A 26,413-nucleotide genomic window follows, 5' to 3' on the forward strand; every position below is an offset into this window, starting at 1 on the left:
CGTGAAACGGCGGGAAATCCGTGGTTTCACGTGAAACAGCGGCTGCCGGAATCGTTCGGAGTGGTGGATCACCTTCTCCCGGGGGCACCACCGTTCATAAGCCTCCGTACGAGAGAATGGCGGCATGGATATGCCGATGAACGAACGGTCGCAGGAGAACCCGCACGTCCTGGTTGTCGGCCCGGACGGCATGGCCCTCGGCGCTGCCGGCTCCGACGGCGAGGAGCCCCGCGAGGTCCCGGTGACGGACATGGTCGAACAGCCGGCGAAGGTCATGCGCATCGGCAGCATGATCAAGCAGCTGCTGGAGGAGGTGAAGGCCGCTCCTCTGGACGAGGCCAGCCGGGTCCGGCTCAAGGAGATCCACGCCAGCTCGGTCAAGGAGCTGGAGGACGGGCTGGCGCCCGAGCTGGTCGAGGAGCTGGAGCGGCTGTCGCTGCCGTTCACCGATGAGTCGGTGCCGACGGAGGCGGAGCTGCGCATCGCCCAGGCTCAGCTGGTGGGTTGGCTGGAGGGCCTCTTCCACGGCATTCAGACCGCACTGTTCGCCCAGCAGATGGCGGCCCGTGCGCAGCTGGAGCAGATGCGCCGTGCGCTGCCGCCCGGTGTCGCTCCTCTGGAGGGCGAGGACGGCAAGCCTGGTCACGGCGGCGCCCGCTCGGGCCCGTACCTCTGATCAACGGCCGAAGGGGCCGGCACGCAGTCCGCGTGCCGGCCCCTTCGGTGTGTCTGTCCGCGGGCCGTGAGCCCCGTGGCGTCAGCCGCTGCGACCGGTCGAGATGGTCAGCTCGATGGTGTCGTCCTTGCTGGGGTACCACCAGCTGATGGCGTCCGGCTTCTGCTGCGTGACGGTGTTCTTGCCCCAGATCGAGCTGTCCTCCTGCCCGACGATCTTCCACTTCCAGCCGGCGGCCTCGATGCACTTCTTCACCGAGTCCAGGTTCTTGAAGCGGAACGAGGGGATGAGGATCTTGTTCTTGTCCGAGTAGCTCTTGGTCGGGCTGGTGCACTGGGACGTCAGGATCGTCGCCGTCTTGTCCTCGGGCCGGACGCTCTCGCTGGGCGAGGGGGTGTACGAGTACGGCGTGTAGGTCGACGTCGGGGAGTCACCGCCGTTGTCGTCGCTGGAGCCGGCGCTCAGACCGATGCCGATCGCTATCGCGGTGACCACGATCACACCGACGATCGCCGAGACCACGATCACCGGGGTGTTGTTCTTCCGGTTGGCGGGGTTGCCGGCCGTCGGCATCGAGGCCGTCACGGGCGGCGGGGTGTAGGGCGGCGGGGCCTGGAAGCCGCCGGCGTTGAACGGTGCCGGGGCGGGGCCGGGCGCCGGGGTCGGGTAGGCGTTGTTCGGCGCCGGCGGGGGCGTCGACGGTCCGAAGCCGGCCGCCTGCGTCGGCTGGTAGGGCTGCTGGACGCTCGGCGGCACCGGGGTGTGGGGATTGCCGGACGCCGTGGGGAACACCGCGGAGGACACCGACGAGCCGCTGGTGCGCGCCCGCGGGCCCTCGCCGATGATCAGCGGCGTCGCGCCGGACTGCCCGGACCCGGCGATCCGCAAGCACTCGTCCCGCATCGCCTCGGCGGTGGGGAAGCGTTCGTTGGGGTTCTTCTTCAGCGCCCGGGCGACCAGCGCGTCCACGGCCGGCGGCAGCGAGCGGTTGATGCTCGACGGGACCGGCGGCTCTTCCTGGACATGGGCGTAGGCGATGGCCAGCGGGGAGTCCGCGTCGAACGGCAGCTGGCCGGTCAGCAGCTCGAAGAGCATGATGCCGACGGAGTAGAGGTCGGAGCGGGCGTCCACGCCGCGGCCCAGGGCCTGCTCGGGCGACAGGTACTGCGGGGTGCCGACGACCATGCCGGTCTGCGTCATGGACGTCACGCCGGACTGCATGGCGCGGGCGATGCCGAAGTCCATGACCTTGACGACGCCCCGCTTGTTCAGCATCACGTTGCCGGGCTTGATGTCGCGGTGGACCAGGCCCATCTCGTGGCTGACCTCGAGCGCCGCCAGCACATCGGCAGTGATCTTCAGGGCTTTTTCCGTCGGCATCGCGCCATGCTGGGCGATGTCGGAGTCCAGATCGGAGCGCAGCGGCTGGCCCGCGACGTACTCCATGACGATGTACGGCACCATGGCGCCGTCGAGCTCGTCCTCACCGGAGTCGAAGACCGAGACGATATTGGTGTGCGTGAGCTTCGCCACGGACTGCGCCTCGCGGCGGAAGCGCTCGCGGAAGGCCTGCTCGCGACCGAGCTCGGTGTGCAGGGTCTTGATCGCGACGTCGCGGTCGAGCACCGTGTCATGTGCGAGGTGCACGGATGCCATTCCGCCGGCCCCGAGAAGATCACGAAGCTGGTAACGTCCTCCGCCGACCGAACGGCCCTCGAATTGGCCCTGAGCGCCGTCCTGGCTCATCGTTCCGCTTCCCCCTAGGCGCACGGCCCACTACCCGCACGTGTAGCGATCAAAATCTGGAATTCCGCAGCCAAGTCTGCCCCAGGCCCCGGACACGTCAAGCCGTGTGCCCGTTCCGTGACCAGATGTGCAAGATCCCGTCACGGCGGTGAGACGTTTGCACCCTCGGTGACCTCGGGTGAACTTGCGATTTCAGGCATTCGGCAGGTTTGATGGCCGGTCCACGGCGGACCGGCGGGTGCCGCGGAGCCTGTAGCGTGCTCTAGCGAAGACCGATGACCTTACCGCTCTCATGCGGATCGATTCGACGGCGAGGACCGATGGCACCGACGCAGAGCCCCCAGGGCCCGTCCGACCCTGAGGCCACCGGCTCCAATATCCCCGACGCACCGGAGATGTGGGGCAACGGCGGGCTGGTCGGCGACGGCCGCTACCGGCTCACGCGACGGCTGGGTCGCGGCGGCATGGCAGAGGTGTTCGCGGCCGAGGACGTACGTCTCGGCCGGACCGTCGCCGTGAAGCTGCTGCGCGCCGACCTCGCAGAGGACCCGGTGTCCAAGGCCCGTTTCACGCGTGAGGCACAGTCCGTGGCCGGGCTGAACCACCACGCGGTGGTGGCGGTCTACGACTCCGGCGAGGACCTGGTCGGCGGCAACACCGTGCCGTACATCGTGATGGAGCTGGTCGAGGGCCGCACCATCCGCGATCTGCTGCTCAACGCCGACGCCCCGCCGCCGGACCAGGCGCTGATCATCGTCTCCGGGGTGCTGGAGGCGCTGGCCTACAGCCACCAGCACGGCATCGTGCACCGTGACATCAAGCCCGCCAACGTGATCATCACGAACAGCGGCGCCGTGAAGGTCATGGACTTCGGCATCGCCCGGGCCCTGCACGGCGCCCAGTCCACGATGACCCAGACCGGCATGGTCATGGGTACGCCCCAGTACCTCTCCCCGGAGCAGGCCCTCGGCAAGACCGTCGACACCCGCTCCGACCTCTACGCCACCGGCTGCCTGCTCTACGAACTCCTCACGCTGCGGCCGCCGTTCACCGGCGAGACCCCGCTTTCGGTGGTCTACCAGCACGTCCAGGACATGCCGGTACCGGCCTCCGAGGTGGCCGACGCGGTGCCGCCGGAGCTGGACGGCCTGGTCATGCGCTCGCTGGCCAAGGACCCCGACGACCGGTTCCAGACCGCCGAGGAGATGCGCGGCCTGGTCCAGTACTCGCTGCAGATGCTGCAGGAGCAGGGCGGGCACACCGGTACCTGGAACACCGGCCCGGTCGCGCTGCACGAGGGCGGTCACAGCCCGTCCATGGGCACCGCCGCCACCACCGCGCTGCCGCACCCCGACGCCGGGCAGACCACGGCCCAGCCGATCCTGTCGTCCCGTATGCGCGAGGACGACGGCGGTTTCGAGGGCGGGCACCGGCCGGCCAAGGGCGGCCGCGGCAAGGTCTGGCTGATCGCGGCGCTCGCGGTGATCGCCATCGCGGTGGGCGTGGCCTTCGCGCTGCAGAACACCAAGGAGCCGGACTCCAAGCACCACACCCCCACCACGCAGTCGCCGTCGCCGTCGAAGGACGAGGAGACGACCGAGCCGCCGACGGACGAGCCGTCCACCCCGCAGACCGAGCCCGGTGGCACCGGCGGCGACGGCGGTACGTACACCCAGCCGGAGACGCAGGAGCCGACCACGGCCCCGACGACGGAGGAGCCCACCACGGCGCCGCCGACGACCGACGAGCCCACGACCGAGCCGCCCACCGACACCACCGGCGGGACCACGGACGGCGGGACCGCGGACGGTGGCACCACCGACGGCGGCACCGCGGACGGTGGCACCACCGACGGGGGGACGACCACCGGCACGGACAGCGGGACCACCGCCGGCAGCGGCACGGACGGCGGCGCCACGCTCGGTACGACCGGCTGACCTGCCCCGTCGCCCGCTCAGCGGGTGAACGCGTCCCGTACGGCGCGGTATTCGCGGGTCCACCACACGGCCAGTGCGGCCGCCGCCGGGAACTGTGGGTCGGTGCGGCGGTCGCCGAGCTGGTAGCGCCAGGTGAGCATCCAGAAGTCGTTCAGCCGCTCCCACCACACCCGGTGGACGGCCGCGGCCAGCTCGTCGGCGTCGGCCCCGCAGGCGCTGCGGTATGCGCCCGCGTACGCCGCGACCTTGGCCAGGTCCAGCGTGCCGCAGGGGCGTACGAAGAAGATCGCGGCGGCGCGTACCGCCTCCTCGGCGCGCGGCTGGACGCTCAGCCGGTCCCAGTCGACGATCGCGGTCGGTTCCGGGCCGCGGTAGAGCACATTGAGCGGGTGGAAGTCGCCGTGCACCCAGCCGGCGGCGGGTTCCGCGCCGGGGGCCGGGCGGCGGTGCGCCTGCCGCTCCAGCAGCGCCCGGCGTTCCAACAGGCGGTGCTCGGCGAGTTCGTCGAAGCTGGTGCGCGGGCGGGCGCCGCGGGCCAGGGCCAGCAGTTCGTCGATCATCTCGAAGGTCCGCGCGGGGTCGGCCCCGGCGTCCGCGCAGGGCGGCCGCGCGGGGTGCGGTTCGTCCGCCATGACCTGCTCCAGCGCGGTGTGGACGAGCCCGAGCAGGGCGCCGAGCCGGCGGGACTGGCCGCAGGTCAGCGCGGCGCCGTCGAGGTGCCGGCCCTCGACCCAGGGGTGCAGGGCGTAGCAGCGGCCGTCGAGGACGGTGACCGTGCGGCCGTCCGCGTCGGCGACGGGCGGGGCGACCGGCAGGCCGAGCGCGGCGAGCCGGCGGGTGGCGCGGTGCTGGCGGTTGATGGCGGCCTGGTCGCCGTCGAGGTGGTGCTTGAGGAAGTAGCGGCCGCCGGTGGTGGCGAGGAAGTAGCCGTGGTTGAGCAGGCCTTCGGCGACGGGCTCGCAGGACAGCGGCGCGCCGGCGCCGGTGTAGTGGCGGAGCAGGGATCCGAGGGTGTCTCTGGCGGGCGTCGCCGCCGGCCGGACTACAGATGAGCGCAGCACGCGCCAGATGTTAGATCAAGTGCACCCGTCTGAGTGGCTGTGCGGGAAAGCCTTACGCAGAGTGCGCGTGCCGGAAGGCGGGCACATCGGTGAGGTGGTGCAGGGTCACGAACTCCGGCTCGATGCGCAGGAAGACCGGGTCGAAGGGCACGCCGTCGGCCAGTCGGGGCGTGGGGCCGAAGAGCGCGCGTTCGGCGGGGGTGGGGTCGACGACTCGGGCGGTGCCGGTGAACTGGACCGACCAGGTGTCCGGCGCACCGCTGTTGATGTTGTCGGCCTCGTACGCGACCACGCTGCCGTCCAGCGCCTGGTGGTAGTCGTAGCCGCGGTGCAGCCGCAGCATCAGGCGTCCGTCGTCGAGGACGAGATGCCGGGTGACGGTGGTGAAGGGCAGCGCCCGCCGACTGGCCGAGACCCGCCCGTAGGGGGTGCGGCCCAGCAGCTCGATGGCACGGAAGGTGTCGGTGGGCATGTCACCACCTTGCCGTTCGGGCCGGGCCGGCCAGTAGGGCCCAGCAGCCCGAGGAAACGGGACGATGGTCCCGAACCGCCATGAGCCGGGCGGGTGCCGGCGGGGCGCCCCCGCCGGGTCAGTGCCGCTCCGCCTGCCTCCGCGCGACATAGGCGGCAGCCTGGGAGCGGCGCTCCATGCCGAGCTTGGACAGCAGGCTGGAGACATAGTTCTTGATCGTCTTCTCGGCGAGATGGAGCCGCTCGCCGATCGCGCGGTTGGTCAGCCCCTCGCCGATCAGGTCGAGGATCCTGCGCTCCTGTTCGGTGAGGTTCGCCAGCCTGTCGTCGCCCTTGGCGGCGCCGCCGTCGCGCAGCCGCTCCAGGACACGGGCGGTGGCCACGGGGTCGAGCAGCGACTTGCCGGCCGCCACGTCGCGTACCGCGGAGAGCAGTTCATTGCCCCGAATGGCCTTGAGGACATATCCGGCCGCACCGGCCATGATCGCATCGAAAAGGGCCTCGTCATCAGCGAACGAGGTGAGCATCAGGCATTTGATGTCCTCGTTCTGCGAGCGGATCTCGCGGCAGACCTCGACACCGCTTCCGTCCGGCAGCCGGACGTCGAGCACCGCCACGTCGGGACGCGTCGCAGGGATCCTGACCAGGGCGTCTGCGGCGGTGCCGGCCTCGCCGACCACCTCGATGTCCGCCTCGGTCGCGAGCATTTCGTGGACACCGCGCCGGACGACCTCATGGTCGTCGAGCAGGAATACCGTGATTTTTCCGTCTTCGCTCACCGAGCCAGTCTCACACATCAAGTCTTCCCGTGCTCCAGGTCACCGATATAACGTGCCGTTGTCCCGGCGGCCTGCAACGCTGTGACCAGGAGTTGTTCCAAGCCTTCGCGATTTACTTGGAAATCCAAGCAAAATCGCAGGTCAGCGCCGTTTCCACTTCGGCTTTGACAATGGGTAACGTGCAATGAGCAGGCCACCTTCCGGGAGCTTTGTTCCACCCGGATCCGGCCGCGATCGCACACACCCCGTGCGCCGTATCGGATACCGGGTGAGCCGCAATACGGCCACCGGCGGACCCCGGGGGCCGGACAGACGGAGGAGCAGCACGTGACCGTGGAAGGCACTGCGCAGCGGAAAAACGCCCGCAGCAGCAAGCGCACCACCGCCAAGAAGGCGGCGCCGGCGAAGAAGGCGTCCCCGGCCAAGGCCCGCACGACCGGCCGGCCCGAGCAGGCGGAGCAGGATCAGCTCGTACAACTGCTGACCCCCGAAGGGGAGCGGGTCGAGCACCCGGACTACGCCATCGACCTGTCCCCCGAGGAACTGCGCGGCCTGTACCGCGACATGGTGCTGACGCGGAAGTTCGACGCCGAGGCGACCACCCTCCAGCGCCAGGGCGAACTGGGCCTGTGGGCCTCGCTGCTGGGCCAGGAGGCCGCCCAGATCGGCTCCGGCCGCGCGCTGCGCGACGACGACTACGTCTTCCCGACCTACCGCGAGCACGGTGTGGCGTGGTGCCGTGGGGTCGACCCGACGAACCTGCTGGGCATGTTCCGCGGCGTCAACCACGGCGGCTGGGACCCCAACGGCAACAACTTCCACCTCTACACCATCGTCATCGGTTCGCAGACGCTGCATGCGACCGGCTATGCGATGGGTGTGCAGAAGGACGGCGCGGATTCCGCGGTCATCGCGTATTTCGGCGACGGCGCCTCCAGCCAGGGAGATGTCGCGGAATCCTTCACCTTCTCCGCGGTCTACAACGCCCCGGTCGTGTTCTTCTGCCAGAACAACCAGTGGGCGATTTCCGAGCCCACCGAGAGGCAGACCCGGGTGCCGCTCTACCAGCGCGCCCGCGGCTTCGGATTCCCCGGCGTACGGGTCGACGGCAATGACGTACTGGCGTGTCTGGCGGTGACCAAGGCGGCGCTGGAGCGGGCCCGCACCGGCCAGGGGCCGATGCTCATCGAGGCCTTCACCTACCGCATGGGCGCGCACACCACGTCCGACGACCCGACGCGCTACCGGGCCGACGAGGAGCGGGCGGCCTGGGAGGCCAAGGACCCGATCCGCCGGCTGAAGACGTATCTCCAGGCCGAGGGCATGGTCGACGACGCCTACCTCGCGTCGATCGAGGAGGAGAGCGAGGCCCTGGGCAAGCGGGTCCGCGATGCCGTACGCGCCATGCCGGATCCGGGCCACATGGCGATCTTTGAGAACGTCTATGCCGACGGGCACGCGCTCGTCGATGAGGAGCGCGCGCAGTTCGCCGCGTACCAGGCGTCGTTCGCCGACGCCGATGCCGTCGCGGAGGGGAACTGACCATGGCCGTCTTCGAGAAGATCACCATCGCCAAGGCGATCAACGAATCGCTCCGGGCCTCCATGGAGGCCGACCCCAAGGTCCTCGTCATGGGCGAGGACGTCGGCAAGCTCGGCGGCGTCTTCCGCGTCACCGACGGCCTGCAGAAGGACTTCGGTGAGGACCGGGTCATCGACACCCCGCTCGCCGAGTCCGGCATCGTGGGAACCGCGATCGGCCTGGCGCTGCGCGGCTACCGCCCGGTCGTCGAGATCCAGTTCGACGGCTTCGTCTTCCCCGCCTACGACCAGATCGTCACCCAGCTCGCGAAGATGCACGCCCGCGCGCTGGGCAAGGTCAAGGTGCCGGTCGTCATCCGCATCCCGTACGCGGGCGGAATCGGCGCGGTCGAGCACCACTCCGAGTCCCCCGAGGCGCTGTTCGCGCATGTCGCGGGCCTCAAGATCGTCTCTCCCTCGAACTCCTCCGATGCCTACTGGATGCTCCAGCAGGCCATCGCCGGCGACGACCCGGTCATCTACTTCGAGCCCAAGCGCCGCTACCACGACAAGTCGCGGCTGGACACCGAGTCGATCCCCGATCCGCTGCACAAGGCCCGGATCGTCCAGAGCGGCTCGGACCTCACCCTGGCCGCCTACGGCCCGATGGTGAAGGTCTGCCTGGACGTGGCGAAGGTCGCGGCCGAGGAGGGCAAGTCCGTCGAGGTGGTCGACCTGCGCTCGCTCTCCCCGATCGACTTCGACACCGTGCAGTCGTCGGTGGAGAAGACCGGCCGGCTGGTCGTCGTCCACGAGGCACCGGTCTTCTTCGGCTCCGGCGCGGAGATCGCCGCCCGGATCACCGAGCGGTGCTTCTACCACCTGGAGGCGCCGGTCCTGCGGGTCGGCGGCTTCCACTCCCCGTACCCGCCCTCCCGGCTGGAGGACGAGTACCTGCCGGGGCTGGACCGGGTGCTCGACGCCGTCGATCGCGCGTTGGCGTACTGAGGGTTTGAGGAGAGTTCGTGACCATGACTGCAGGTACCGCCAACGCACAGCGCTTCCGCGAGTTCAAGATGCCCGACGTGGGCGAGGGGCTCACCGAGGCCGAGATCCTCAAGTGGTACGTCCAGGTGGGCGACACCGTCACCGACGGCCAGGTCGTCTGTGAGGTCGAGACCGCCAAGGCCGCCGTCGAACTGCCCATCCCCTACGACGGCGTGGTGCACGAGCTGCGCTTCGGCGAGGGCGTCACCGTCGACGTCGGCACCGTCATCATCTCCGTGGACACCGACCCCGGAGCCGGACCCGCCGAGGTGCCGGCCGCGGGCGGCGCCGCGCAGGCCGCCGCGGGGCCCGACGAGGAGGACGCCGAGCCGCAGGGCCGCCAGGCCGTGCTGGTCGGCTACGGCGCCGCGCCGTCCTCGACCAAGCGCCGGGCCCGCAAGCCGCAGCCCGGCGTGCCGGCCCAGCCGGCGGCCGCGACCGCCGGGCTCCAGGCGGAGCTGAACGGGCGGTCCGCTCCGGTACCGCTGGCCGCCCCGGTGGCTCCGGCCGCTCCCGCCGTTCCGGCCGCGAGTGCCGCGCCCGCGGTCTCCGCCGGGCGGCCGCTGGCCAAGCCGCCGGTGCGCAAGCTCGCCAAGGATCTCGGCATCGACCTGGCGACCGTCGCACCGACCGGGCCGGACGGCATCATCACCCGCGAGGACGTGCACGCGGCCGCCGCCCCGGCAGCGGCCCCGGCGCCGGCGGTACCCGCCGAGGTCCCCGCGCCGACGGCGGTCGCCCCGGCCGCGCCCGGCATCGTCGACGCCGCCGCCCGCGAGCGGCGGGTACCGGTCAAGGGCGTACGCAAGGCCACCGCACAGGCGATGGTCGCCAGCGCCTTCACCGCGCCGCACGTCACGGAGTTCATCACCGTCGACGTGACCCGCACGATGAAGCTCGTCCAGGAGCTGAAGCAGGACCCGGACATGGCGGGGCTGCGGGTCAACCCCCTGCTGCTCGTCGCCAAGGCCTTCCTGGTCGCCATCAAGCGCCACCCGGAGGTCAACGCGTCCTGGGACGAGGCGAATCAGGAGATCGTCTACAAGGACTACGTCAACCTCGGCATCGCGGCGGCCACGCCGCGCGGGCTGATCGTCCCGAACATCAAGGACGCCGGAGTCAAGACGCTTCCCCAACTCGCCGCGGAACTCGGCGATCTGGTCGCCACCGCCCGCGAGGGCAAGACCTCCCCGGCGGCGATGACCGGTGGCACGGTCACCATCACCAACGTCGGCGTCTTCGGCGTCGACACCGGTACGCCGATCCTCAACCCGGGGGAGTCGGCGATCCTCGCCTTCGGCGCGGTCAAGCTCCAGCCGTGGGTCCACAAGGGCAAGGTGACGGCGCGCCAGGTCACCACGCTCGCGCTGTCCTTCGACCACCGGCTGATCGACGGCGAACTGGGCTCCAAGCTGCTCGCGGATGTCGCGGCGGTGCTGGAGCGGCCGAAGCGGCTGATCACCTGGGGGTGATCCGGGAGCAGGATCGGCTGGGCCGGGCGTCGTTTCACGTGAAACGACGCCCGGCCCAAGTTTCACGTGAAACGGTGCCAGAGGCCGGCTCGGCGGCTCGCTCCGGCGTTGTCCGGGGTGGTCAGCCCCGGATGAGCTCCACGGCGCGGCTGAAGTGCGCCACCGGACCGGTGGGGCCGGACTCGTCGGCGTGCGCGGCGCCCCGGCTCAGCGTGAAGCCCGCCCACAGGCTGGCGACGATCAATGCCAGTACGACGGTGTTCCGCGTCCGGCGGCCGGCGTTCGTCCTGGGCTGCATGGTCAACTCCCCTTGAGTGTCGGAGCCTCCCCGGCTCCATGCCTCCATTCACCCATGGGATTCGGGCCGATCCGTACGCGCCAGGTACGGACTCGCGTCAGACTTTAGGTGGACCCTACGTCCCCCTCCGGTCCCCCTTCCGAGGCGGGCGGGCCGCGGCGCCGGAATGGGTTTGCCGCTGCCGACCGGGCTGTCTACGGTCGGAGAAATGACCAACGACATGATCATCCGGCGCTATCAGGCCTCCGACCAGGACGTGGCCACCGATCTGTGGTCGCGGGCCGCACGGCAGGCGCACCCCTTCATCGAGGGGGAGGGCGCGGGCGAACGGGCCCGGGTCCTCCGCGAGGTGTACCTCGTCCAGGCGGAGAACTGGGTGGCTGAGCGTGACGGCACCGTCATCGGCCTGCTCGGACTCCTGCCGGACGGGTGCGGGGAGCGCACGGAGGAGGGGCCCGGCGCCGAGGTCGGCGGGTTGTTCGTGGCTCCGGAGGCCCAAGGTGGCGGCACCGGGCGGCAGTTGATCGAGCATGCGGCGGCCCGGCACGGTGCGCTGACCCTGGAGGTCTTCGAGGGCAACGCCCGCGCCCGCCGCTTCTACGCGCACCTCGGTTTCACCGAGCGAGGGCGGCGGGTGGACGAGGAGACCGGCCATCCGCTGATCGTCCTGGAGCGGGTCGCGCCGCTGCGGTCGGTGGGCTGGCTGCATCTGCGCGAGGGGCGGCTGCTGAGCGTGCGGACGCGGGGGAACGACACGTTCTACCTCCCGGGCGGCAAGTACGAACCCGGGGAGACGGCCCGTGAGGCGCTGTCGCGTGAGCTCTCCGAGGAGCTCGGTCTGGTGGTGCCCGTCGAGGAGCTGTCGGAGGCGTTCGTCATCCACGACGTGGCGCACGGCAAGAACGGCCGCCGGCTGCACATGACCTGTTTCACCGGAGGGCCCCAGGACATCGCACCGGTCCCGGGCCGGGAGATCGCTGAGTACGCCTGGTTCGACCGCCGGGAGGCGCGGGAGCGCTGTGCTCCCGCCCACTCGCAGGTGGTGGACCGGCTGGTCGCGCAGGGGCGGATGCCGGGCTGACGGACGCGGGCTCACCCCGGCCGGCCAGCTGTCGAGCAGGGCTCAATAGGTCCGCTACCTGGACAAATGGCCTTGTGATCGTCCGCATCGCGGAACCGGGTGCCGGACGCATACCTGTTGTATCTATCCTGTGCGCATGTCCTCCGCGTCCGCACCCACCGCCCCCGAGCCCGCCGTCAAGCAGCCGCCCGCCGCCGAGCGGGTCTATGCGCACATCAAGGACGCCGTCCTGGACCGCCGCTACGAGGGCGGGATGCTGCTCACCGAAGGTGAGCTGGCCGACGCGGTGGGGGTCTCGCGCACACCGGTGCGCGAGGCGCTGCTGCGGCTGGAGGTCGAGGGGCTGATCAAGCTCTATCCGAAGAAGGGCGCGCTGGTGCTTCCGGTCTCCGCGCAGGAGATCGCCGACGTCGTCGAGACCCGGCTGCTGGTGGAGAAGCACGCCGCGGCCAAGGCGGTGCCCGCCGGCGCGCCGCTGCTCGGTGAGCTGACCGAGCTGCTGGAGACGATGCGGGAGCAGGCCGCGGCCGGCGATCTGGCCGCCGTCTCCGTCACCGACCGCGCCTTCCACGCCGCCATCGTGCGCAGCGCCGGCAACCAGATCCTGGACCGGCTCTACGAGCAGCTGCGCGACCGCCAACTGCGGATGGGCGTCGCGGTGATGCACGCCCACCCCGACCGGATCGCCAAGAACATCGCCGAGCACGCGGAGATCCTCCAGGCGCTGCGCGCCGGTGACGCGGCCGCCGCGACCGACGCCGTGCACCGCCACGTCAGCTGGGTCCGCAACCTCGCACAGGGAGACGTGCGATGAGCGGCGGCACCGGCGGACCGGAGAGCGCCGGCGGCTCCGGCATAGGCGGCGGCCCCGTCCGTCCGGTGCCCCCGGACCCGCCCGGCGGCCGTAAGGCCATGGCGGTCTGGGGCATCGGCGTCGCGGTCTACTTCGTCGCGATCACCTACCGCACGAGCCTCGGCGTGGCCGGCCTGGACGCCGCCGAGCGCTTCCACATCAACGCCTCGGCGCTGTCGACGTTCTCCATCCTCCAGCTGCTGGTGTACGCGGGGATGCAGATTCCCGTCGGCCTGATGGTCGACCGGCTCGGCGCCAAGAAGGTGCTGACCCTCGGCGTCGTGCTCTACACCGTCGGCCAGTTCGGCTTCGCGCTCTCCGCGTCGTATCCCATGGCGCTGGGCTCGCGTGCGCTGCTCGGCTGCGGTGACGCGATGACCTTCATCAGTGTGCTGCGGCTGGGCGCCCGCTGGTTCCCGGCCCGCCGGGGCCCGATGATTGCGCAGATCGCCGCGCTGGTCGGGATGGCGGGCAACCTGGTCTCCACGCTTGTCCTCGCCCGCTTCCTGCACACCTTCGGTTGGACCCCGACGTTCGCCGCCAGTGCGGCCGGCGGTGTCCTCGTGCTGATCCTGCTGCTGCTCTTCCTCAAGGACCACCCGGAGGGCTTCGAACCGCCGCCGGCGCCCGCCGAGCACACCGGCGCCGGGTTCGTGCGCCGGCAGATCGCGGACGCCTGGCGGGAGCCGGGCACCCGGCTGGGCATGTGGGTGCACTTCACCACCCAGTTCCCCGCGATGGTGTTTCTGCTGCTGTGGGGTCTGCCGTTCCTCGTCGAGGCGCAGGGCCTGTCCCGTGGCACCGCCGGTGAGCTGCTCACCCTCGTGGTGCTCTCCAACATGGCGGTGGGACTGGTCTACGGCCAGGTCATCGCCCGTCACCACGCCGCACGCATGCCGCTCGCCCTGGGCACCGTCGGTGCCACCGCCCTGATGTGGGCGATCGTGCTGTCCTGGCCGGCCGATCATGCGCCGATGTGGCTGCTGATGGTGCTGTGCGCGGTGCTGGGGGCCTGCGGTCCGGCTTCGATGATCGGTTTCGACTTCGCCCGGCCCGCCAACCCGCCCGAGCGCCAGGGCACCGCCTCCGGCATCGTCAACATGGGCGGCTTCACCGCGTCGATGACGACGCTGCTGGCCGTCGGTGTCCTGCTGGACGCGACCGGTGACAACTACCGGATCGCCCTCGCCTCGATCTTCGTCCTGGAGGCGGTGGGCGTCTGCCAGATCCTCCGGCTGCGCGGCAGCGCGGCGCGGCGCGAGCGCGAAAGGCTGGTCGTCAGCCGGGTCGAGGCGGTCCACGTCCCGGCGTGAGGTGGTGGCGGGGGCTGTTTCACGTGAAACGTCACCGCCGTCACGCCCCCGCCCGTCTCCCGGTCCGCGCTATGGCGTGACCGCGAGGTTGTTCAGGATCGCCTCGGCCAGCTCATCGTCACCGTCGATCTTCACCTGCTCGGCAACGTCCGCCGACCGGACCCGGCCGCAGGCCAGCTGGTGGAAGGTGTCCCAGTCCAGGGCGAACGTCACGGTCGGGCCGAGGGAGACGCTGCCGTCGATGGTGGCCTTGCCCTCGGCGTCGACGCGGACCGTGCGCAGGAACTCCAGCGGTCCGCTGACGTCGAAGACCACCGCCGAATCGGCGGGCGCCTGGGCCCTCTTGGCGACGACGCCGGGCAGCACCTTCACCAGCAGATCGCGCGTGACATGCGCGCCGGGGGAGTCGAGGTTGCCGGGCTTGCCGAGCGCCCGGCGCAGGTCCTGCTCATGGACCCAGACGTCGAACGCGCGCTGCTGGAGCACGAATTCCAGCGACCGCTCCTCGCCGAGGGGGCTGCGCACCACGGCGTCCGGCTGGCGGGACTCGTTGCGCAGCTGCCGGGACCGGCGGATCACGGTGTATTCGAGTTCGCTGACCATCTCCGGCCCGGTGTGGTGCCGGCGGACGTCGACCTGCACCTCCATGCGGCGGGCCGACTCGCTGCGCACGTGGTAGAGGTCCCGCGGCAGCGTGTGGATCGGCCGAGGGTCGCCCAGCATCTCGCATTCCAGGCCGATGATGTGGGAGACCACATCGCGAACGGACCACCCTGGGAGGCACGTCGCCCTGTTCCACTCACCCTCGACGAGCGGGGTCACCAGCTCGGTTATCGCTTCTATGGAGTGAGTCCAGGCATCGATGGAGGACTGAAGGCTGGGATGGACGGTCACGGGACCCCTCGGACGGTTCGTACGCGGGCATGCTGTCTGTGCAGTTAAGTTACGCTGCGCACGGGCACCCCGGCAGTGCTTTCGGGTGACCATCGTAGGCCGATGTGCCACGGCCGTTGAGGGCTGCGGCCCGTGGTTTCGGCGCCCACTGCTCAGTCCTCCCCGCGCTCCCGCTCCGCCAGCCGGATCACACAGACCGCGATGGCGATCAGCAGCGCCGGATCCGCGTCGTCCCGTACGACATTGACCGCATACGTGTCACGCACGGTCAGCCAGCGCCGCGAGATCTCGGCGAGCAGCTCGTCGTCGTACTCGATCGCGAACTCCCGGTCCAGGACCTTGCCGCTGACGTCCAGCTGGGTGCCGTCCACCAGCTCGACGCGGTAGTGGTTGCGCAGGAGCGAGAGCCGCTTGCGTCTGATGGTGGCCAGCGCCGCGTCGTCCCGCTCGATCGTCATGGTGTCGCGCAGGGCCAGCATCTTCTTGCGGATGGTGATCAGCACCCGCCGCTCGGGGTCCTTCAGCTCGAAGGTCTCCCGCAGTCGCAGTGCCTTGCCGTCCACGAGGAAGGCGTGCCGCCCGTGCTCGTCCTCGATCCAGTAGTCGTCGCCGATGCCGAAGATCCGGTCGCGTACGAGGTACTTACGGGAGCGCGGGGCCTCGGCCCCGGGGGATGGCTGCATGGCTGAGGTGTTCCCCGGCGCCCCTGCGGAATGTGCGGGCACCGGAGTGACGTTGAATGTCCACATGGCTTCACGTGCGCGCGTCCGGGCCCCCGAGCTGATCGGCAAGGGCGGCTGGCTGAACACCGGAAACAACGAACTGACCCTCTCCGACCTGCGAGGACGCATTGTCGTCCTGGATTTCTGGACGTTCTGCTGTGTGAACTGTCTGCATGTCCTGGACGAGCTGCGGGAGCTGGAGGAGCGGCACCGCGACACGATGGTGATCATCGGGGTGCACTCCCCGAAGTTCGTGCACGAGGCCGAGCACCAGGCAGTGGTGGACGCCGTCGAGCGCTACGGCGTCGAGCATCCGGTGCTGGACGACCCCGAGCTCGCCACCTGGAAGCAGTACGCGGTCCGGGCCTGGCCGACGCTGGTGGTGATCGACCCCGAGGGGTATGTCGTCGCCCAGCACGCCGGTGAGGGCCATGCGCACGCCCTCGCCACGCTCGTCGAGGAGCTGGAGGCCGAGCACGAGGCGAAGGGCACACTGCGGCGCGGATGGGGGTACCTCCCAGGCCATGAAGGCTACGAGGGAGGCCCCTACGTGCCGCCGGAGCCGGTCGCCACCGATCTGCGCTTCCCCGGCAAGGCGGTGCGGCTGCCCGGCGGCGGCTTCCTGGTCTCGGACACCACCCGCCACCAACTGGTGGAGCTGGCGGCGGACGGCGAGCGGGTGCTGCGCCGGATCGGCAGCGGCGAACGCGGTCTGACGCCGGACTCCTTCAACGAGCCGCAGGGCCTGGCGCTGCTGCCCGACGGACGGGTGGCCGTGGCGGACACCGTCAACCACGCCGTCCGCGTCTTCGATCCCGCAACCGGTGCGCTGGAGACCGTGGCCGGCACGGGCAAGCAGTGGTGGCAGGGCTCACCGACCTCGGGACCGGCCCGAGAGGTGGCGCTCTCCTCCCCCTGGGACCTCGCCTGGTGGCAGGACCGGCTGTGGATCGCGATGGCCGGGGTGCACCAGCTGTGGACGTACGACCCGGCCACCGGCACGGTCGAGGTCGCGGCCGGCACGACCAACGAGGGCCTGGTGGACGGCCCGGCGGCCGAGGCCTGGTTCGCCCAGCCGTCCGGGCTCGCGGCGGCCGGCGACCGGCTGTGGATCGCGGACTCGGAGACCAGCGCGGTCCGCTGGGCGGAGCCGGCCGAAGACGGTGCCGGCTACGTCATCCGTACGGCCGTCGGCACCGGCCTGTTCGACTTCGGGCACCGCGACGGCGCCGCCGGTCAGGCGCTGCTGCAGCATCCGCTGGGCGTGACCGCGCTGCCCGACGGTTCGGTCGCCGTCGCGGACACCTACAACCACGCGCTGCGCCGCTACGATCCCGCGAGCGGCGAGGTCACGACGCTGGCGACGGATCTGCGCGAGCCGTCCGCCGCGGTCCTCGTCGACGACGACATCGTCGTGGTGGAGTCGGCGCGGCACCGGCTGACCCGGCTGCGGCTGCCGGAGGAGGCGGTACGCGTCGAGTCGGTGGCGCATCGCACCCAGCGCGCGGCCACCGCGGTCGCCCCGGGCGCGCTGCGGCTGGAGGTGGTCTTCCAGGCCCCCGCGGGCCAGAAGCTCGACACCCGTTACGGTCCCTCGACTCGGCTGCTGGTGAGCGCGACACCGCCGGAGCTGCTCGCCGAGGGCGCGGGCGCGGGCACCGACCTCGCGCGGGATCTGGTGCTCGCGGAGGGGGTGCCCGAGGGTGTGCTGCACGTCTCGGCGATGGCGGCGTCCTGCGACGACGCCCCGGACATCGAGTACCCCGCCTGCCATGTGCACCAGCAGGACTGGGGCGTTCCGGTCGAGGTTGCCGAGGACGGGGTGGCCCGGCTGGGGCTCGTCCTGGCGGGGCTGGACGCCGAGTAGCCGGCGGCGGGGGCCGTCGCGGCCCCCGCCACGGTCGGCGACCGTGCCGGTCAGTGACCGGTGTGGGTCTTGAGCTCGGCCAGCTTGTCGGACAGGTACCAGTCGCCGACCTTGGCGGTCTTGCCCACGGACGGCAGGCTGGCGTGCTGCGAGAAGTTGACGGTGGTCGACAGACCGCGCTGGGTGGGCTCCGTGGCGTTCATGAAGCCGATCTTCACCAGCTTCTGCTTGGTGCCCTTGTCCGCGGCGTTGGTGGTGGGGATGCTCGCGTAGGCGTTCCCGCGCGCCGGGACCTCGATCCGCGGGTGGGGTGTGGCGGCCGGCCGGAGGTTCTTCGTCCCATGGGATGTCCCGGGCCGGAGCGCGGCTGTGACCTGCGGAGACGTCAACGCCCTGGGATATGCCGGGCCGTTGTGCGAGACATGACGGGACAAGCGGGCAGGTGAAAGGGCGCCCGCTGGGGGGATGCGGGCGCCCTGGCTTGGGGAGGATCTCGCCGGAAGGCGGCTCGGTGGAGCCGACTCACCAAGCGGTCGCCTCGCGCGGGTTCGCCTGCCAGTACGTCACCCATGCGCTGTCGTCGACGTACACCGAGCCGCCCGGGAGGGCCACCCGCGCGGCGCCGCCGATGCTGCCCTTGCCGTCGCGGCCCGGAAGGCTGACGGACAGGCCGGTCACCGTCCGGCCGCCGCGGCCGGAACCGTCGGCGGAGGAGGTCAGCACACCGGCGTAGCCGGACTCGCCGGGGGCGAGGGCGACCAGGCCCTGCGGCTTGCTGTCCGGCAGCTCGGGGAGCGGCGACTGCGCCTGGCCGAACCGCAGGTTCGGGGCGAAGTAGAGGTCGCAGGTGGCGCCGGAGGTGTTGGTGGCGACCAGCAGCAGATGGTTGACCGGCTCCTTGAGCGGTCTGGCGACGATCCGCACCGCGGCGGCGTCGCAGGCGGGGTGCCGCACGTTGTCGGCGTGGCCGCTGCTGCCCGCGCCGCCGGTCCCCGCGCCCGCCCCGGTGCCGCCGCGCCCCGCGGACGCCTGCTCCGCGATGCCGCCGTCAGGCCGGGCACCGCCCTGCGTGAAGCCGTCACCCTTCGCCGCCGGCTCCTCGCCCGCCTTGGCCGCCGGGGCCTCGGCGGTCCCGGGCGCCGGGTGGAACGGCTTGGCCGCGCTGGTCTGGAGCGGGTTGTCCTGGCCACCGCAGGCGGTGAGGGTGAGCGCGGCGACGGCGGTCAGGCCGGCCGCGGCGATCCGGAGCGTACGACGGCCCACGCCACGGGACGAGCGCGGGCTGCTGAGGTGGTCCTGGCTGCGCATGGTCGGTCTCCCCCGGCGGTGGTCTGGTGCGGTCGGTCCTGCGAGCTGTCCACCAGGTTGCCGTCCGCCGCTGCCGTGCCACTAACGTGCGCCTAACGTCCCCGCACGTGAAGCGGGGTGCGCACCGCTCAGCGGCGCCCGTCCCCCTCGTCGCCGGCGACACCGCGGCCCTCCGCACCGCCCTTGCCGCCCTCCCCGCGTTCATCCCGCGCGAAGAGCTGGGTCAGCGTGCTGATCGTGTAGACGTCGGTGGCTTCCTCGTCCACCAGATGCATCTCGGCGAGCCGGTCCAGACCGTCCTGGGTGCGCTCCTGGTCATACCCGGCCAGGGCCGCCGCCACCGAGGCGTTGAGATGCCCGTCGGCGCTGGTCGCCAGCGCTCTGAGCAGCCGTGCGTCGTCCGCCGACAGCCGGGCGACGGACATCCGCAGCGCCGCCGCCATCCCGGTGTCCTCCGCCGACAGCAGGGCCAGCCGCCGCTGTTCGTCCCGCAGCGCCGCGGCGAGCCGGGCCAGCCGCCAGCGGGGCCTGGCGGTGAGCTGGGCGGCCGCGGCCCGCAGCGCCAGCGGCAGCCCGTCGCACAGGTCGACCAGCTCGCGAGCGGCGGCCGGGTCCTCGGCCACTCGCTCCGGGCCGAGCATGGCGCCGAGCAGCGCCGCGCCTTCCTCGTGTCCCAGCGCCTGGAGTCCGACCGGCCGGGCCCAGTCCGTGGCGACCAGGCCGTCCAGCCGGCTGCGGCTGGTGACGACCGTGGCGCAGTGCGCGCCTCCGGGCAGCAACGGCCGTACCTGCGCCGAGCTGCGCGCATTGTCCAGGACGACCAGCAGCCGGCGCTCGGAGACCAGCGACCGGAACAGCGCCGAGGCGGCCTGCGCCGAGCCGGGCACCCGCTCGGCAGGGGTGCCCAGGGCCAGCAGGAAGTCGCGCAGGATCTCGGCCGGCGGCGCCTCGTCGCCCTCGCCGAAGCCGCGCAGGTCGGCGAAGAGCTGGCCGTCGGGGAAGGCGCTGGCGTACAGATGCGCCCACTGCACGGCGCAGGCCGTCTTACCGACGCCGGCCGGCCCCGCGACCACGGCGAGCGGGCTCTCGCCGGTCGTACGGTCGGTCAACACCTCGGTCAGGGTGACCAGTTGCGCTTCGCGGCCGAGGAACCGGGCCGGGGCCCGGGGCAGCAGCCGCGGAGCCGCACCGGCCCGCCCCGAGCCGGACGGCGAACCGTCCGCGGCACCGCCGGCCGAGTCCGCAGACGTGCCCTTCCTGTCCGACCCACCGGCCGAGCCGGTGCTCTGCGCGGGCAGCGGCCCGCCGGGGCCATGTTTCACGTGAAACGCCGGTGCGCCCTTGGAGTCGTCACCGGCCCTGTGTGCGCCCGCCGCGGGACGGGCAGCCGTACGCCCTCCACCCGCTGCCTCCGCCCGCAGGATTTCCTCGTACGCTTCGCGCAGCCGCTCGCCCGGGTCGACACCCAGCTCTTCGTTGAGCAGCCGCCGGGTGCGGTGGAACCACTCCAGTGCGTCGGACTGCCGGCCCGTGCGGAACAGTGCCCGCATCAACTCCGCGATCAGCCCTTCCCGCAAGGGGTGGTTGACGGCCGCGGAGTAGAGGATGGCGGCGGCCTGCTCATGTTCGCCGAGCGCGCCGTGGGCCCGTCCCAGCGCCTCCACCGCCGTCAGTCGGCGCTCCTCCAGAGCGTGGGCGGCGGCCGCGAACGGCGGGCTGGTGACCGTGCCGGTCAGCGCGGGCCCGCGCCACAGCCCCAGCGCCTCGCGCAGCAGCGGTACGGCATCGGCCGGCGCCGCCTCGGGGCGCGCCAGCGTCACCAGCTCACCGAACCGGTGGGCGTCGATCAGCTCCTCCGGCAGCCGCAGCAGATAGGCCGAGCCATGCGTGGTGAGCTCGATGCCGAAGGTCTGCGCCCCGCCCTCGGCGAGCGTGGCGCGCAGCCGTGAGACGTGCCCCTGGACGACCGTACGGGCGTGCTCGGGCGGCTCGTCCTCCCACAGGGAGTCGATCAACTGCTCCAGTGGAACGGTGGTGTTGGGTTGCAGCAACAGCAGCGCCAGCACACTGCGCCGTTTGGCGGGCCCGAGCGACAGCTCCGCGGAGCCGGTCGTCACGGCGATCGGGCCGAGCAGTGAGAATTCCAACTCAGCCCTCCAGGAAGGCCGTCAGGGCGTTCGCCAGCAGGTAGGGGTCCTCGGCGCCGCACAGTTCGCGCGCCGAGTGCATGGACAGGATCGCCACGCCGATGTCGACCGTCGCGATGCCGTGCCGGGCCGCGGTGATGGGCCCGATCGTGGTGCCGCACGGCATCGAGTTGTTGGAGACGAAGCTCTGCCACGGCACACCGGCGCGCTCGCAGGCGGCCGCGAAGACCGCCCGGCCGCTGCCGTCCGTCGCATAGCGCTGATTGACGTTCACCTTCAGGATCGGCCCGCCGTTGGGCATCGGGTGGTGCCCGGGCTCATGCCGTTCACTGTAGTTGGGGTGCACGGCGTGACCGGTGTCCGACGACAGGCAGATCGTGCCGGCGAAGGCGCGGGCCCGGTCCTCGTAGGAGCCGCCGCGGGCGAACACCGAGCGCTCCAGCACCGTGCCGAGCAGGGGGCCGTCCGCGCCGGTGTCGGACTGGCTGCCGTTCTCCTCGTGGTCGAAGGCGGCCAGCACCGGGATGCTGGTCAGCGCGCCGCCGGCGGCCGCGGCGGTCAGCGCGGCCGTACCGGCGTGCACGGACAGCAGGTTGTCCATCCGAGGCCCGGCGACCAGCTCGCGGTCGCGGCCCAGGTAGGACGGTGGCTCGATGCTGTGCACCATCAGGTCCCAGCCCTTGATGTCCTCGGCCGGTACGCCGGTCTCCTCGGCGACGAACGCGATCAGATCGCCCTCGGCCACCTCGCCCAGTCCCCAGATCGGCGTCATATGGCGCTGCTTGTCCAGCTTGAGGCCCTCGGAGTTCACCGAGCGGTCGAGGTGCACGGCCAGCTGGGGCACCCGCAGCAACGCCCGGTCGACATTGACCAGCCGGTTGCTGCCGTCGCTCAGTGTCACCCGCCCGCTGAGCCCCAGATCGCGGTCGAGCCAGGTGTTGAGCAGGGTGCCGCCGTAGATCTCCACGGCGATCTGCCGCCAGCCGCGGGCGCCGGTGTCGGGAATCGGCTTGACCCGCAAATTGGGAGAGTCGGTATGAGCCCCGACAATTCGGTACGGAGTCGCGGCGTTCGCGCCTTCCGGCACGTACCAGGCGATGATCGCGCCGCCGCGCAGCACATACTTCCCGCCGCTCTCGCCGTCCCATGCGTCGACCTCCGCGACCTGCCGGAAACCGGCCTTCTCCAGCCGCTCCGCCGCGTTGGCGACCGCGTGGTAGGGCGACGGGCTGGCGGCTAGGAAGGACATCAAGTCGTCGGTGTGGCCGCGATCGAAGCGGGCGGAGTTGGTCATGGATTCAGCATAAGGAGCAAGGCCCCGCATTCCCCGTGCGCGTGCGACGTGACTCCGCTCCCTTCCGGCCAGGATTTCCGCGTTGCGCGCCGAAAATCCCCTGGAGTGAACGATTCCGGGCGGCCGCACCCGCGATCCGGGCCGCGGGCACCCGGCGGACATGACGGAGCCCGCCTCTCCGGGGGAAGAGAGGCGGGCTCCGTCAGTCTGAACGGCGAATCTGAGAGACCTCTAAGAACGCCGCGGACCGGTCGCGGACGACGCTCTTAGAACGCGGCCTCGTCGAGCTCCATCAGCGACTGGTCGACGGACTCGGCCAGCTGCCGCTGCACGGCGACGCCCGGCAGGACGTTGTGCGCATAGAACTTCGCCGCGGCGATCTTGCCGGCGTAGAACGCCTTGTCCTTGGAGGAGGCGTCCGCCAGCTTGGCGCTCGCCACCGCCGCGCCCTTGAGCAGCAGGTAGCCGATGACGACATCGCCCGAGGCCAGCAGCAGGCGCGAGGTGTTCAGGCCGACCTTGTAGATGGACTTGACGTCCTTCTCCGTGGCGGCGAGGTCGGTCAGCATGGCGCCGACGATCGCCTCCAGGTCGGCGGCGGCCTTGCCCAGCTCGCCGCGGGCCTGCTCCAGCTCCGCGCCGCCGATGCCCTCGGCCAGGAACTTCTTGATCTCCTCGGCGAGGGTGTTCAGCGCCTGGCCCTGGTTGCGGACGATCTTCCGGAAGAAGTAGTCCTGGCCCTGGATGGCGGTGGTGCCCTCGTAGAGGGTGTCGATCTTGGCGTCCCGGATGTACTGCTCGATCGGGTACTCCTGCAGGTAGCCGGAGCCACCGAAGGTCTGCAGGGACTGCGCCAGCTGCTCGTAGGACTTCTCCGAGCCGTAGCCCTTGACGATGGGCAGCAGCAGGTCGTTGAGCGCGTTCAGCTCCGAGGAGTCCTCGCCCGCGGCCTCCTTGAGCGCGATCGAGTCCTGGACGGAGGCGGTGTACAGCACCAGGGCGCGCATGCCCTCCGCGTACGCCTTCTGCGTCATCAGCGAGCGGCGCACGTCGGGGTGGTGGGTGATGGTGACCTTCGGCGCGGTCTTGTCCATGAAGTTCGCCAGGTCCGGACCCTGGACGCGCTCCTTGGCGTACTCAAGGGCGTTGAGGTAGCCGGTCGACAGCGTCGCGATGGCCTTCGTGCCGACCATCATCCGGGCGAACTCGATGATGCGGAACATCTGGCGGATGCCGTCGTGCTTGTCGCCGATCAGCCAGCCCTTGGCGGGGTGCTGGTCGCCGAACGTCATCTCGCAGGTGTTGGAGGCCTTCAGGCCCATCTTGTGCTCGACGTTCGTCGCGTACACGCCGTTGCGCTCGCCCAGCTCGCCGGTCTCCCAGTCGAAGTGGTACTTCGGCACGAGGAAGAGGGACAGGCCCTTGGTGCCCGGACCGGCACCCTCGGGGCGGGCGAGGACGTAGTGGAGGATGTTCTCCGACATGTCGTGCTCACCGGAGGTGATGAAGCGCTTGACGCCCTCGATGTGCCAGGAGCCGTCCTCCTGCTGCACGGCCTTGGTGCGGCCGGCGCCCACGTCCGAGCCGGCGTCCGGCTCGGTGAGGACCATGGTGGAGCCCCACTGCTTCTCGACGGCGATCTGGGCGACCTTCTTCTGCGCCTCGTTGCCCTCGGAGTAGAGGATGCCGGCGAAGGCGGGGCCGGAGGAGTACATCCACACGGCCGGGTTCGAGCCGAGGATCAGCTCCGCGTAGGACCAGATCAGCGTGGCCGGCGCGGTGGTGCCGCCGATCTCCTCGGGCAGGCCCAGGCGCCAGTACTCGGAGTCCATGAAGGCCTGGTAGCTCTTCTTGAAGGAGTCCGGGATCGGCGCGGTGTTGGTCTCGGGGTCGAAGACCGGGGGGTTGCGGTCGGCGTCGACGAAGGAGTCGGCCAGCTCGTTCTCGGCGAGGCGGGCGAGCTCGGACAGCACGCTCTTGGCGGTGTCGGCATCCATCTCCGCGAACGGTCCGGTGCCGTACACGCTGTCACGGCCGAGCACCTCGAAGAGGTTGAACTCGATGTCGCGGAGATTCGACTTGTAGTGGCCCATGGGTACGGCTCCGTAAGGGTTCGGGAGAGGGCCCCAAGGGAGGGACCTCAGACGCAATACCAGCTAGTAGTTAAATGATGCTACCCGCGGGTAATAAGAATCAACCCCTTCCACCCATCTGTGACGAGCGTCCCCCGGCGAATCGTCGACTCAGTACGCTGTGGCGCATGTACGGCTACGACCAGAACGCGGGTGCCGGGCAGCAGTACGGCGCGCCACCGCCCCCGCCACAGCAACCGGCCCCCGGGGGCTATGGCGAGCAGCCGCTGTATCCCGAGCCGTCGCCGCCCTCGCTCGCCGACGCGGTGCGGGCCTTCACCACCGGCTCGATGTCGGCCGAGGACTTCCAGGGCATCTTCTCCACGTCCAAGGTCTATTGTCCGCGCGGTGACAACCCCGGCTTCCTGGCGCTGCACAACACCCAGCAGCCGGTGATCCCGATGTTCACCTCGCTCAAGGAGCTGCGGCGGTACGCGGGCAAGGAGTCCAAGTACTTCGTGATCACCGGCGCCGAGGTGCTCGACCTGCTGCCGACCGGTTACGGGTTCGTCCTCGACATGGAGGGCGATCACCGGATGGTCTTCGACGCCAAGGCCGTGGAGCAGATGGTCGACTTCGCGATGCGGCGGATGTACGGCTGACCGCGGCCGCCGAAGCGCCGGTCGATCCTCTTTCATCCCAGCTTTCACCTGCGCAAACGCGGGTGGGAATGCCGCATGCCTTGCGGGTTGTTCAGGATTCAACTAAGTTTTGAGCGACCGAGGAGGCCGTCATGCCCGCTGTGACCGTAGAGAACCCGCTGACCCTGCCGCGTGTGGCGGCACCCGCCGAGGCGCACACCCGTCCCGTGCTGGCTGTCGCCACCGCGCCGAGCGGGTTCGAGGGCGAGGGCTTTCCGGTGCGCCGGGCCTTCGCCGGCATCGACTACAAGTACCTCGACCCGTTCATCATGATGGACCAGATGGGTGAGGTGGAGTACGCGCCGGGAGAGCCCAAGGGCACGCCCTGGCACCCGCACCGCGGCTTCGAGACCGTCACGTACCTGATCGACGGCACCTTCGTGCACCGCGACTCGCACGGGGGCGGCGGCGTCATCAACGACGGCGACACCCAGTGGATGACGGCCGGCTCCGGCCTGCTGCACATCGAGGCGCCGCCGGAGTCGCTGGTGATGTCCGGCGGCCTCTTCCACGGCCTGCAGCTGTGGGTGAACCTCCCGAAGAGCGACAAGATGATGGCCCCCCGCTACCAGGACATCGGCGGCGGCCAGGTCAAGCTGCTGACCTCCGGCGACGGCGGTGCGCTGCTGCGGCTGATCGCCGGTGACCTCGACGGCCACCAGGGGCCGGGCATCACCCACACCCCGATCACGATGATGCATGTGACGGTGAACCCGGGCGCCGAGCTGACCCTGCCCTGGCGCAAGGACTTCAACGCCCTCGCCTACGGCCTGGCCGGCCGCGGCTCGGCCGGCGCGGAGGGTCGCCCGTTCCGTATGGGGCAGGCGGTCGTCTTCGGGACCGGAGACTCGATCACGATCCGGGCGGACGAGTCCCAGGAGTCGCGCAGCCCGAACTTCGAGGTGGTGCTGCTGGGCGGGCGGCCGATCCGCGAGCCGATGATGCATTACGGCCCGTTCGTGATGAACACCCACGCCGAGCTGGCCCAGGCCTTCGAGGACTTCCAGGCCGGCCGGCTCGGAACGATCCCGGCGGACGAGCACTGACGCCTCGTCGGAACCGATGAGGGGCCGGGGGCGGTGTTTCCCGTGAAACACCGCCCCCGGCCCGTTTCCGCCCCCGCTCTCGGGCCGTTCGCCGTGGTGGAACGTCCG

23 protein-coding genes are annotated in these 26,413 nt (G+C 70.9%); 11 read left to right on the forward strand and 12 right to left on the reverse strand.

The window, feature by feature from the left end; genetic code table 11:
• Positions 1-124 precede the first annotated feature (124 nt).
• Positions 125-676 (forward strand): bacterial proteasome activator family protein, encoded by a 552-nt coding sequence (locus ACZ5XZ_RS10125; RefSeq protein WP_468976076.1) that lies wholly within the window; start codon positions 125-127, stop codon positions 674-676.
• An 81-nt stretch (positions 677-757) separates the two neighbouring features.
• On the opposite strand, the gene ACZ5XZ_RS10130 is transcribed toward ACZ5XZ_RS10125, so the two are convergent.
• On the reverse strand, positions 758-2,422 hold the full coding sequence (locus ACZ5XZ_RS10130; protein WP_468976078.1) for a protein kinase domain-containing protein: 1,665 nt from the start codon (positions 2,420-2,422) through the stop codon (positions 758-760).
• A gap of 320 nt (positions 2,423-2,742) precedes the next feature.
• Here ACZ5XZ_RS10130 and ACZ5XZ_RS10135 point away from each other — a divergent pair, with 320 nt between their 5' ends.
• Positions 2,743-4,359 (forward strand): protein kinase domain-containing protein, encoded by a 1,617-nt coding sequence (locus ACZ5XZ_RS10135; protein ID WP_468976080.1) that lies wholly within the window; start codon positions 2,743-2,745, stop codon positions 4,357-4,359.
• Positions 4,360-4,376: 17 nt separating this feature from the next.
• On the opposite strand, the gene ACZ5XZ_RS10140 is transcribed toward ACZ5XZ_RS10135, so the two are convergent.
• The 3 genes from ACZ5XZ_RS10140 to ACZ5XZ_RS10150 all read right to left on the reverse strand — a co-directional run bounded on the left by ACZ5XZ_RS10140 (position 4,377) and on the right by ACZ5XZ_RS10150 (position 6,670).
• Positions 4,377-5,420: a phosphotransferase gene (locus tag ACZ5XZ_RS10140; RefSeq protein WP_384424171.1), complete on the reverse strand. Its 1,044-nt coding sequence runs from the start codon at positions 5,418-5,420 to the stop codon at positions 4,377-4,379.
• 52 nt (positions 5,421-5,472) lie between these two features.
• Positions 5,473-5,892, reverse strand: a complete 420-nt coding sequence (locus ACZ5XZ_RS10145) for a pyridoxamine 5'-phosphate oxidase family protein (protein WP_468976083.1) — start codon at positions 5,890-5,892, stop codon at positions 5,473-5,475.
• Between the two features lie 118 nt (positions 5,893-6,010).
• Positions 6,011-6,670: a response regulator gene (locus tag ACZ5XZ_RS10150; protein ID WP_468976086.1), complete on the reverse strand. Its 660-nt coding sequence runs from the start codon at positions 6,668-6,670 to the stop codon at positions 6,011-6,013.
• A gap of 327 nt (positions 6,671-6,997) precedes the next feature.
• Between ACZ5XZ_RS10150 and pdhA the strand changes: the two genes are divergently transcribed.
• Genes pdhA through ACZ5XZ_RS10165 form a run of 3 tightly spaced genes read left to right on the forward strand, consistent with a single transcriptional unit; the run spans position 6,998 to position 10,709 of the window.
• Positions 6,998-8,212 (forward strand): pyruvate dehydrogenase (acetyl-transferring) E1 component subunit alpha, encoded by a 1,215-nt coding sequence (pdhA, locus tag ACZ5XZ_RS10155; RefSeq protein ID WP_468976089.1) that lies wholly within the window; start codon positions 6,998-7,000, stop codon positions 8,210-8,212.
• A gap of 2 nt (positions 8,213-8,214) precedes the next feature.
• Entirely contained in the window at positions 8,215-9,198 is a 984-nt protein-coding gene (locus tag ACZ5XZ_RS10160; RefSeq protein WP_468976092.1) for an alpha-ketoacid dehydrogenase subunit beta, read from the forward strand.
• A 23-nt stretch (positions 9,199-9,221) separates the two neighbouring features.
• Positions 9,222-10,709 (forward strand): dihydrolipoamide acetyltransferase family protein, encoded by a 1,488-nt coding sequence (locus ACZ5XZ_RS10165; protein ID WP_468976095.1) that lies wholly within the window; start codon positions 9,222-9,224, stop codon positions 10,707-10,709.
• A 121-nt stretch (positions 10,710-10,830) separates the two neighbouring features.
• On the opposite strand, the gene ACZ5XZ_RS10170 is transcribed toward ACZ5XZ_RS10165, so the two are convergent.
• Entirely contained in the window at positions 10,831-11,007 is a 177-nt protein-coding gene (locus ACZ5XZ_RS10170) for a hypothetical protein (protein WP_468976098.1), read from the reverse strand.
• A gap of 208 nt (positions 11,008-11,215) precedes the next feature.
• On the opposite strand from ACZ5XZ_RS10170, the gene ACZ5XZ_RS10175 reads away from it, so the two are divergent.
• The 3 genes from ACZ5XZ_RS10175 to ACZ5XZ_RS10185 all read left to right on the forward strand — a co-directional run bounded on the left by ACZ5XZ_RS10175 (position 11,216) and on the right by ACZ5XZ_RS10185 (position 14,254).
• Positions 11,216-12,088, forward strand: a complete 873-nt coding sequence (locus tag ACZ5XZ_RS10175; RefSeq protein ID WP_468976100.1) for a GNAT family N-acetyltransferase — start codon at positions 11,216-11,218, stop codon at positions 12,086-12,088.
• A 136-nt stretch (positions 12,089-12,224) separates the two neighbouring features.
• Positions 12,225-12,902, forward strand: coding sequence for a GntR family transcriptional regulator (locus ACZ5XZ_RS10180; protein WP_468976102.1), 678 nt, complete (start codon positions 12,225-12,227; stop codon positions 12,900-12,902).
• 98 nt (positions 12,903-13,000) lie between these two features.
• Positions 13,001-14,254, forward strand: a complete 1,254-nt coding sequence (locus ACZ5XZ_RS10185; RefSeq protein WP_468976603.1) for an MFS transporter — start codon at positions 13,001-13,003, stop codon at positions 14,252-14,254.
• Positions 14,255-14,323: 69 nt separating this feature from the next.
• Here the strand turns inward: ACZ5XZ_RS10185 and ACZ5XZ_RS10190 are convergent, their stop codons facing one another.
• Both ACZ5XZ_RS10190 and ACZ5XZ_RS10195 read right to left on the reverse strand, forming a co-directional pair.
• The gene (locus ACZ5XZ_RS10190; RefSeq protein WP_468976104.1) at positions 14,324-15,148 is read right to left on the reverse strand and encodes a maleylpyruvate isomerase family mycothiol-dependent enzyme; all 825 of its coding nucleotides are present in this window, start codon (positions 15,146-15,148) and stop codon (positions 14,324-14,326) included.
• A gap of 152 nt (positions 15,149-15,300) precedes the next feature.
• Complete coding sequence (locus tag ACZ5XZ_RS10195; protein ID WP_468976107.1) at positions 15,301-15,831, reverse strand: LURP-one-related/scramblase family protein; 531 nt, start codon at positions 15,829-15,831, stop codon at positions 15,301-15,303.
• A gap of 64 nt (positions 15,832-15,895) precedes the next feature.
• Here ACZ5XZ_RS10195 and ACZ5XZ_RS10200 point away from each other — a divergent pair, with 64 nt between their 5' ends.
• A complete protein-coding gene (locus ACZ5XZ_RS10200; protein WP_468976109.1) occupies positions 15,896-17,737 on the forward strand; it encodes an NHL domain-containing thioredoxin family protein in 1,842 nt (613 codons plus the stop codon).
• Between the two features lie 50 nt (positions 17,738-17,787).
• Here the strand turns inward: ACZ5XZ_RS10200 and ACZ5XZ_RS10205 are convergent, their stop codons facing one another.
• From ACZ5XZ_RS10205 to ACZ5XZ_RS10225, 5 genes are all read right to left on the reverse strand, one after another.
• The gene (locus ACZ5XZ_RS10205; RefSeq protein WP_468976112.1) at positions 17,788-18,126 is read right to left on the reverse strand and encodes a hypothetical protein; all 339 of its coding nucleotides are present in this window, start codon (positions 18,124-18,126) and stop codon (positions 17,788-17,790) included.
• A 133-nt stretch (positions 18,127-18,259) separates the two neighbouring features.
• On the reverse strand, positions 18,260-19,045 hold the full coding sequence (locus ACZ5XZ_RS10210; RefSeq protein ID WP_468976114.1) for a DUF4232 domain-containing protein: 786 nt from the start codon (positions 19,043-19,045) through the stop codon (positions 18,260-18,262).
• A gap of 128 nt (positions 19,046-19,173) precedes the next feature.
• Positions 19,174-21,192 carry an AfsR/SARP family transcriptional regulator gene (locus ACZ5XZ_RS10215; RefSeq protein WP_468976117.1) on the reverse strand — a complete coding sequence of 673 codons (2,019 nt, stop codon included), beginning with the start codon at positions 21,190-21,192 and terminating at the stop codon, positions 19,174-19,176.
• 1 nt (position 21,193) lies between these two features.
• Positions 21,194-22,486, reverse strand: coding sequence for a M18 family aminopeptidase (locus ACZ5XZ_RS10220; protein ID WP_468976120.1), 1,293 nt, complete (start codon positions 22,484-22,486; stop codon positions 21,194-21,196).
• 266 nt (positions 22,487-22,752) lie between these two features.
• Positions 22,753-24,579, reverse strand: coding sequence for an acyl-CoA dehydrogenase (locus ACZ5XZ_RS10225; RefSeq protein ID WP_468976123.1), 1,827 nt, complete (start codon positions 24,577-24,579; stop codon positions 22,753-22,755).
• Between the two features lie 167 nt (positions 24,580-24,746).
• Here ACZ5XZ_RS10225 and ACZ5XZ_RS10230 point away from each other — a divergent pair, with 167 nt between their 5' ends.
• Both ACZ5XZ_RS10230 and ACZ5XZ_RS10235 read left to right on the forward strand, forming a co-directional pair.
• Positions 24,747-25,220 (forward strand): SseB family protein, encoded by a 474-nt coding sequence (locus ACZ5XZ_RS10230; RefSeq protein WP_030411509.1) that lies wholly within the window; start codon positions 24,747-24,749, stop codon positions 25,218-25,220.
• A gap of 131 nt (positions 25,221-25,351) precedes the next feature.
• Complete coding sequence (locus ACZ5XZ_RS10235) at positions 25,352-26,305, forward strand: pirin family protein (RefSeq protein WP_468976126.1); 954 nt, start codon at positions 25,352-25,354, stop codon at positions 26,303-26,305.
• The last annotated feature ends 108 nt before the right edge of the window (positions 26,306-26,413 follow it).

Source organism: Streptomyces sp. NPDC033270 (assembly GCF_055576575.1).

Bases quoted from the DNA above. Each gene is read 5' to 3' on its own strand.
- ACZ5XZ_RS10125 (WP_468976076.1), top strand. From the start codon at position 125: ATGGATATGCCGATGAACGAACGGTCGCAGGAGAACCCGCACGTCCTG.
- ACZ5XZ_RS10135 (WP_468976080.1), top strand. From the start codon at position 2,743: ATGGCACCGACGCAGAGCCCCCAGGGCCCGTCCGACCCTGAGGCCACC.
- ACZ5XZ_RS10130 (WP_468976078.1), bottom strand. From the start codon at position 2,422: ATGAGCCAGGACGGCGCTCAGGGCCAATTCGAGGGCCGTTCGGTCGGC.
- ACZ5XZ_RS10235 (WP_468976126.1), top strand. From the start codon at position 25,352: ATGCCCGCTGTGACCGTAGAGAACCCGCTGACCCTGCCGCGTGTGGCG.
- ACZ5XZ_RS10195 (WP_468976107.1), bottom strand. From the start codon at position 15,831: ATGCAGCCATCCCCCGGGGCCGAGGCCCCGCGCTCCCGTAAGTACCTC.
- ACZ5XZ_RS10175 (WP_468976100.1), top strand. From the start codon at position 11,216: ATGACCAACGACATGATCATCCGGCGCTATCAGGCCTCCGACCAGGAC.
- ACZ5XZ_RS10225 (WP_468976123.1), bottom strand. From the start codon at position 24,579: ATGGGCCACTACAAGTCGAATCTCCGCGACATCGAGTTCAACCTCTTC.
- ACZ5XZ_RS10210 (WP_468976114.1), bottom strand. From the start codon at position 19,045: ATGCGCAGCCAGGACCACCTCAGCAGCCCGCGCTCGTCCCGTGGCGTG.
- ACZ5XZ_RS10165 (WP_468976095.1), top strand. From the start codon at position 9,222: ATGACTGCAGGTACCGCCAACGCACAGCGCTTCCGCGAGTTCAAGATG.
- ACZ5XZ_RS10180 (WP_468976102.1), top strand. From the start codon at position 12,225: ATGTCCTCCGCGTCCGCACCCACCGCCCCCGAGCCCGCCGTCAAGCAG.
- ACZ5XZ_RS10170 (WP_468976098.1), bottom strand. From the start codon at position 11,007: ATGCAGCCCAGGACGAACGCCGGCCGCCGGACGCGGAACACCGTCGTA.
- ACZ5XZ_RS10230 (WP_030411509.1), top strand. From the start codon at position 24,747: ATGTACGGCTACGACCAGAACGCGGGTGCCGGGCAGCAGTACGGCGCG.
- ACZ5XZ_RS10220 (WP_468976120.1), bottom strand. From the start codon at position 22,486: ATGACCAACTCCGCCCGCTTCGATCGCGGCCACACCGACGACTTGATG.
- ACZ5XZ_RS10145 (WP_468976083.1), bottom strand. From the start codon at position 5,892: ATGCCCACCGACACCTTCCGTGCCATCGAGCTGCTGGGCCGCACCCCC.
- ACZ5XZ_RS10200 (WP_468976109.1), top strand. From the start codon at position 15,896: ATGGCTTCACGTGCGCGCGTCCGGGCCCCCGAGCTGATCGGCAAGGGC.
- ACZ5XZ_RS10160 (WP_468976092.1), top strand. From the start codon at position 8,215: ATGGCCGTCTTCGAGAAGATCACCATCGCCAAGGCGATCAACGAATCG.
- ACZ5XZ_RS10185 (WP_468976603.1), top strand. From the start codon at position 13,001: ATGGCGGTCTGGGGCATCGGCGTCGCGGTCTACTTCGTCGCGATCACC.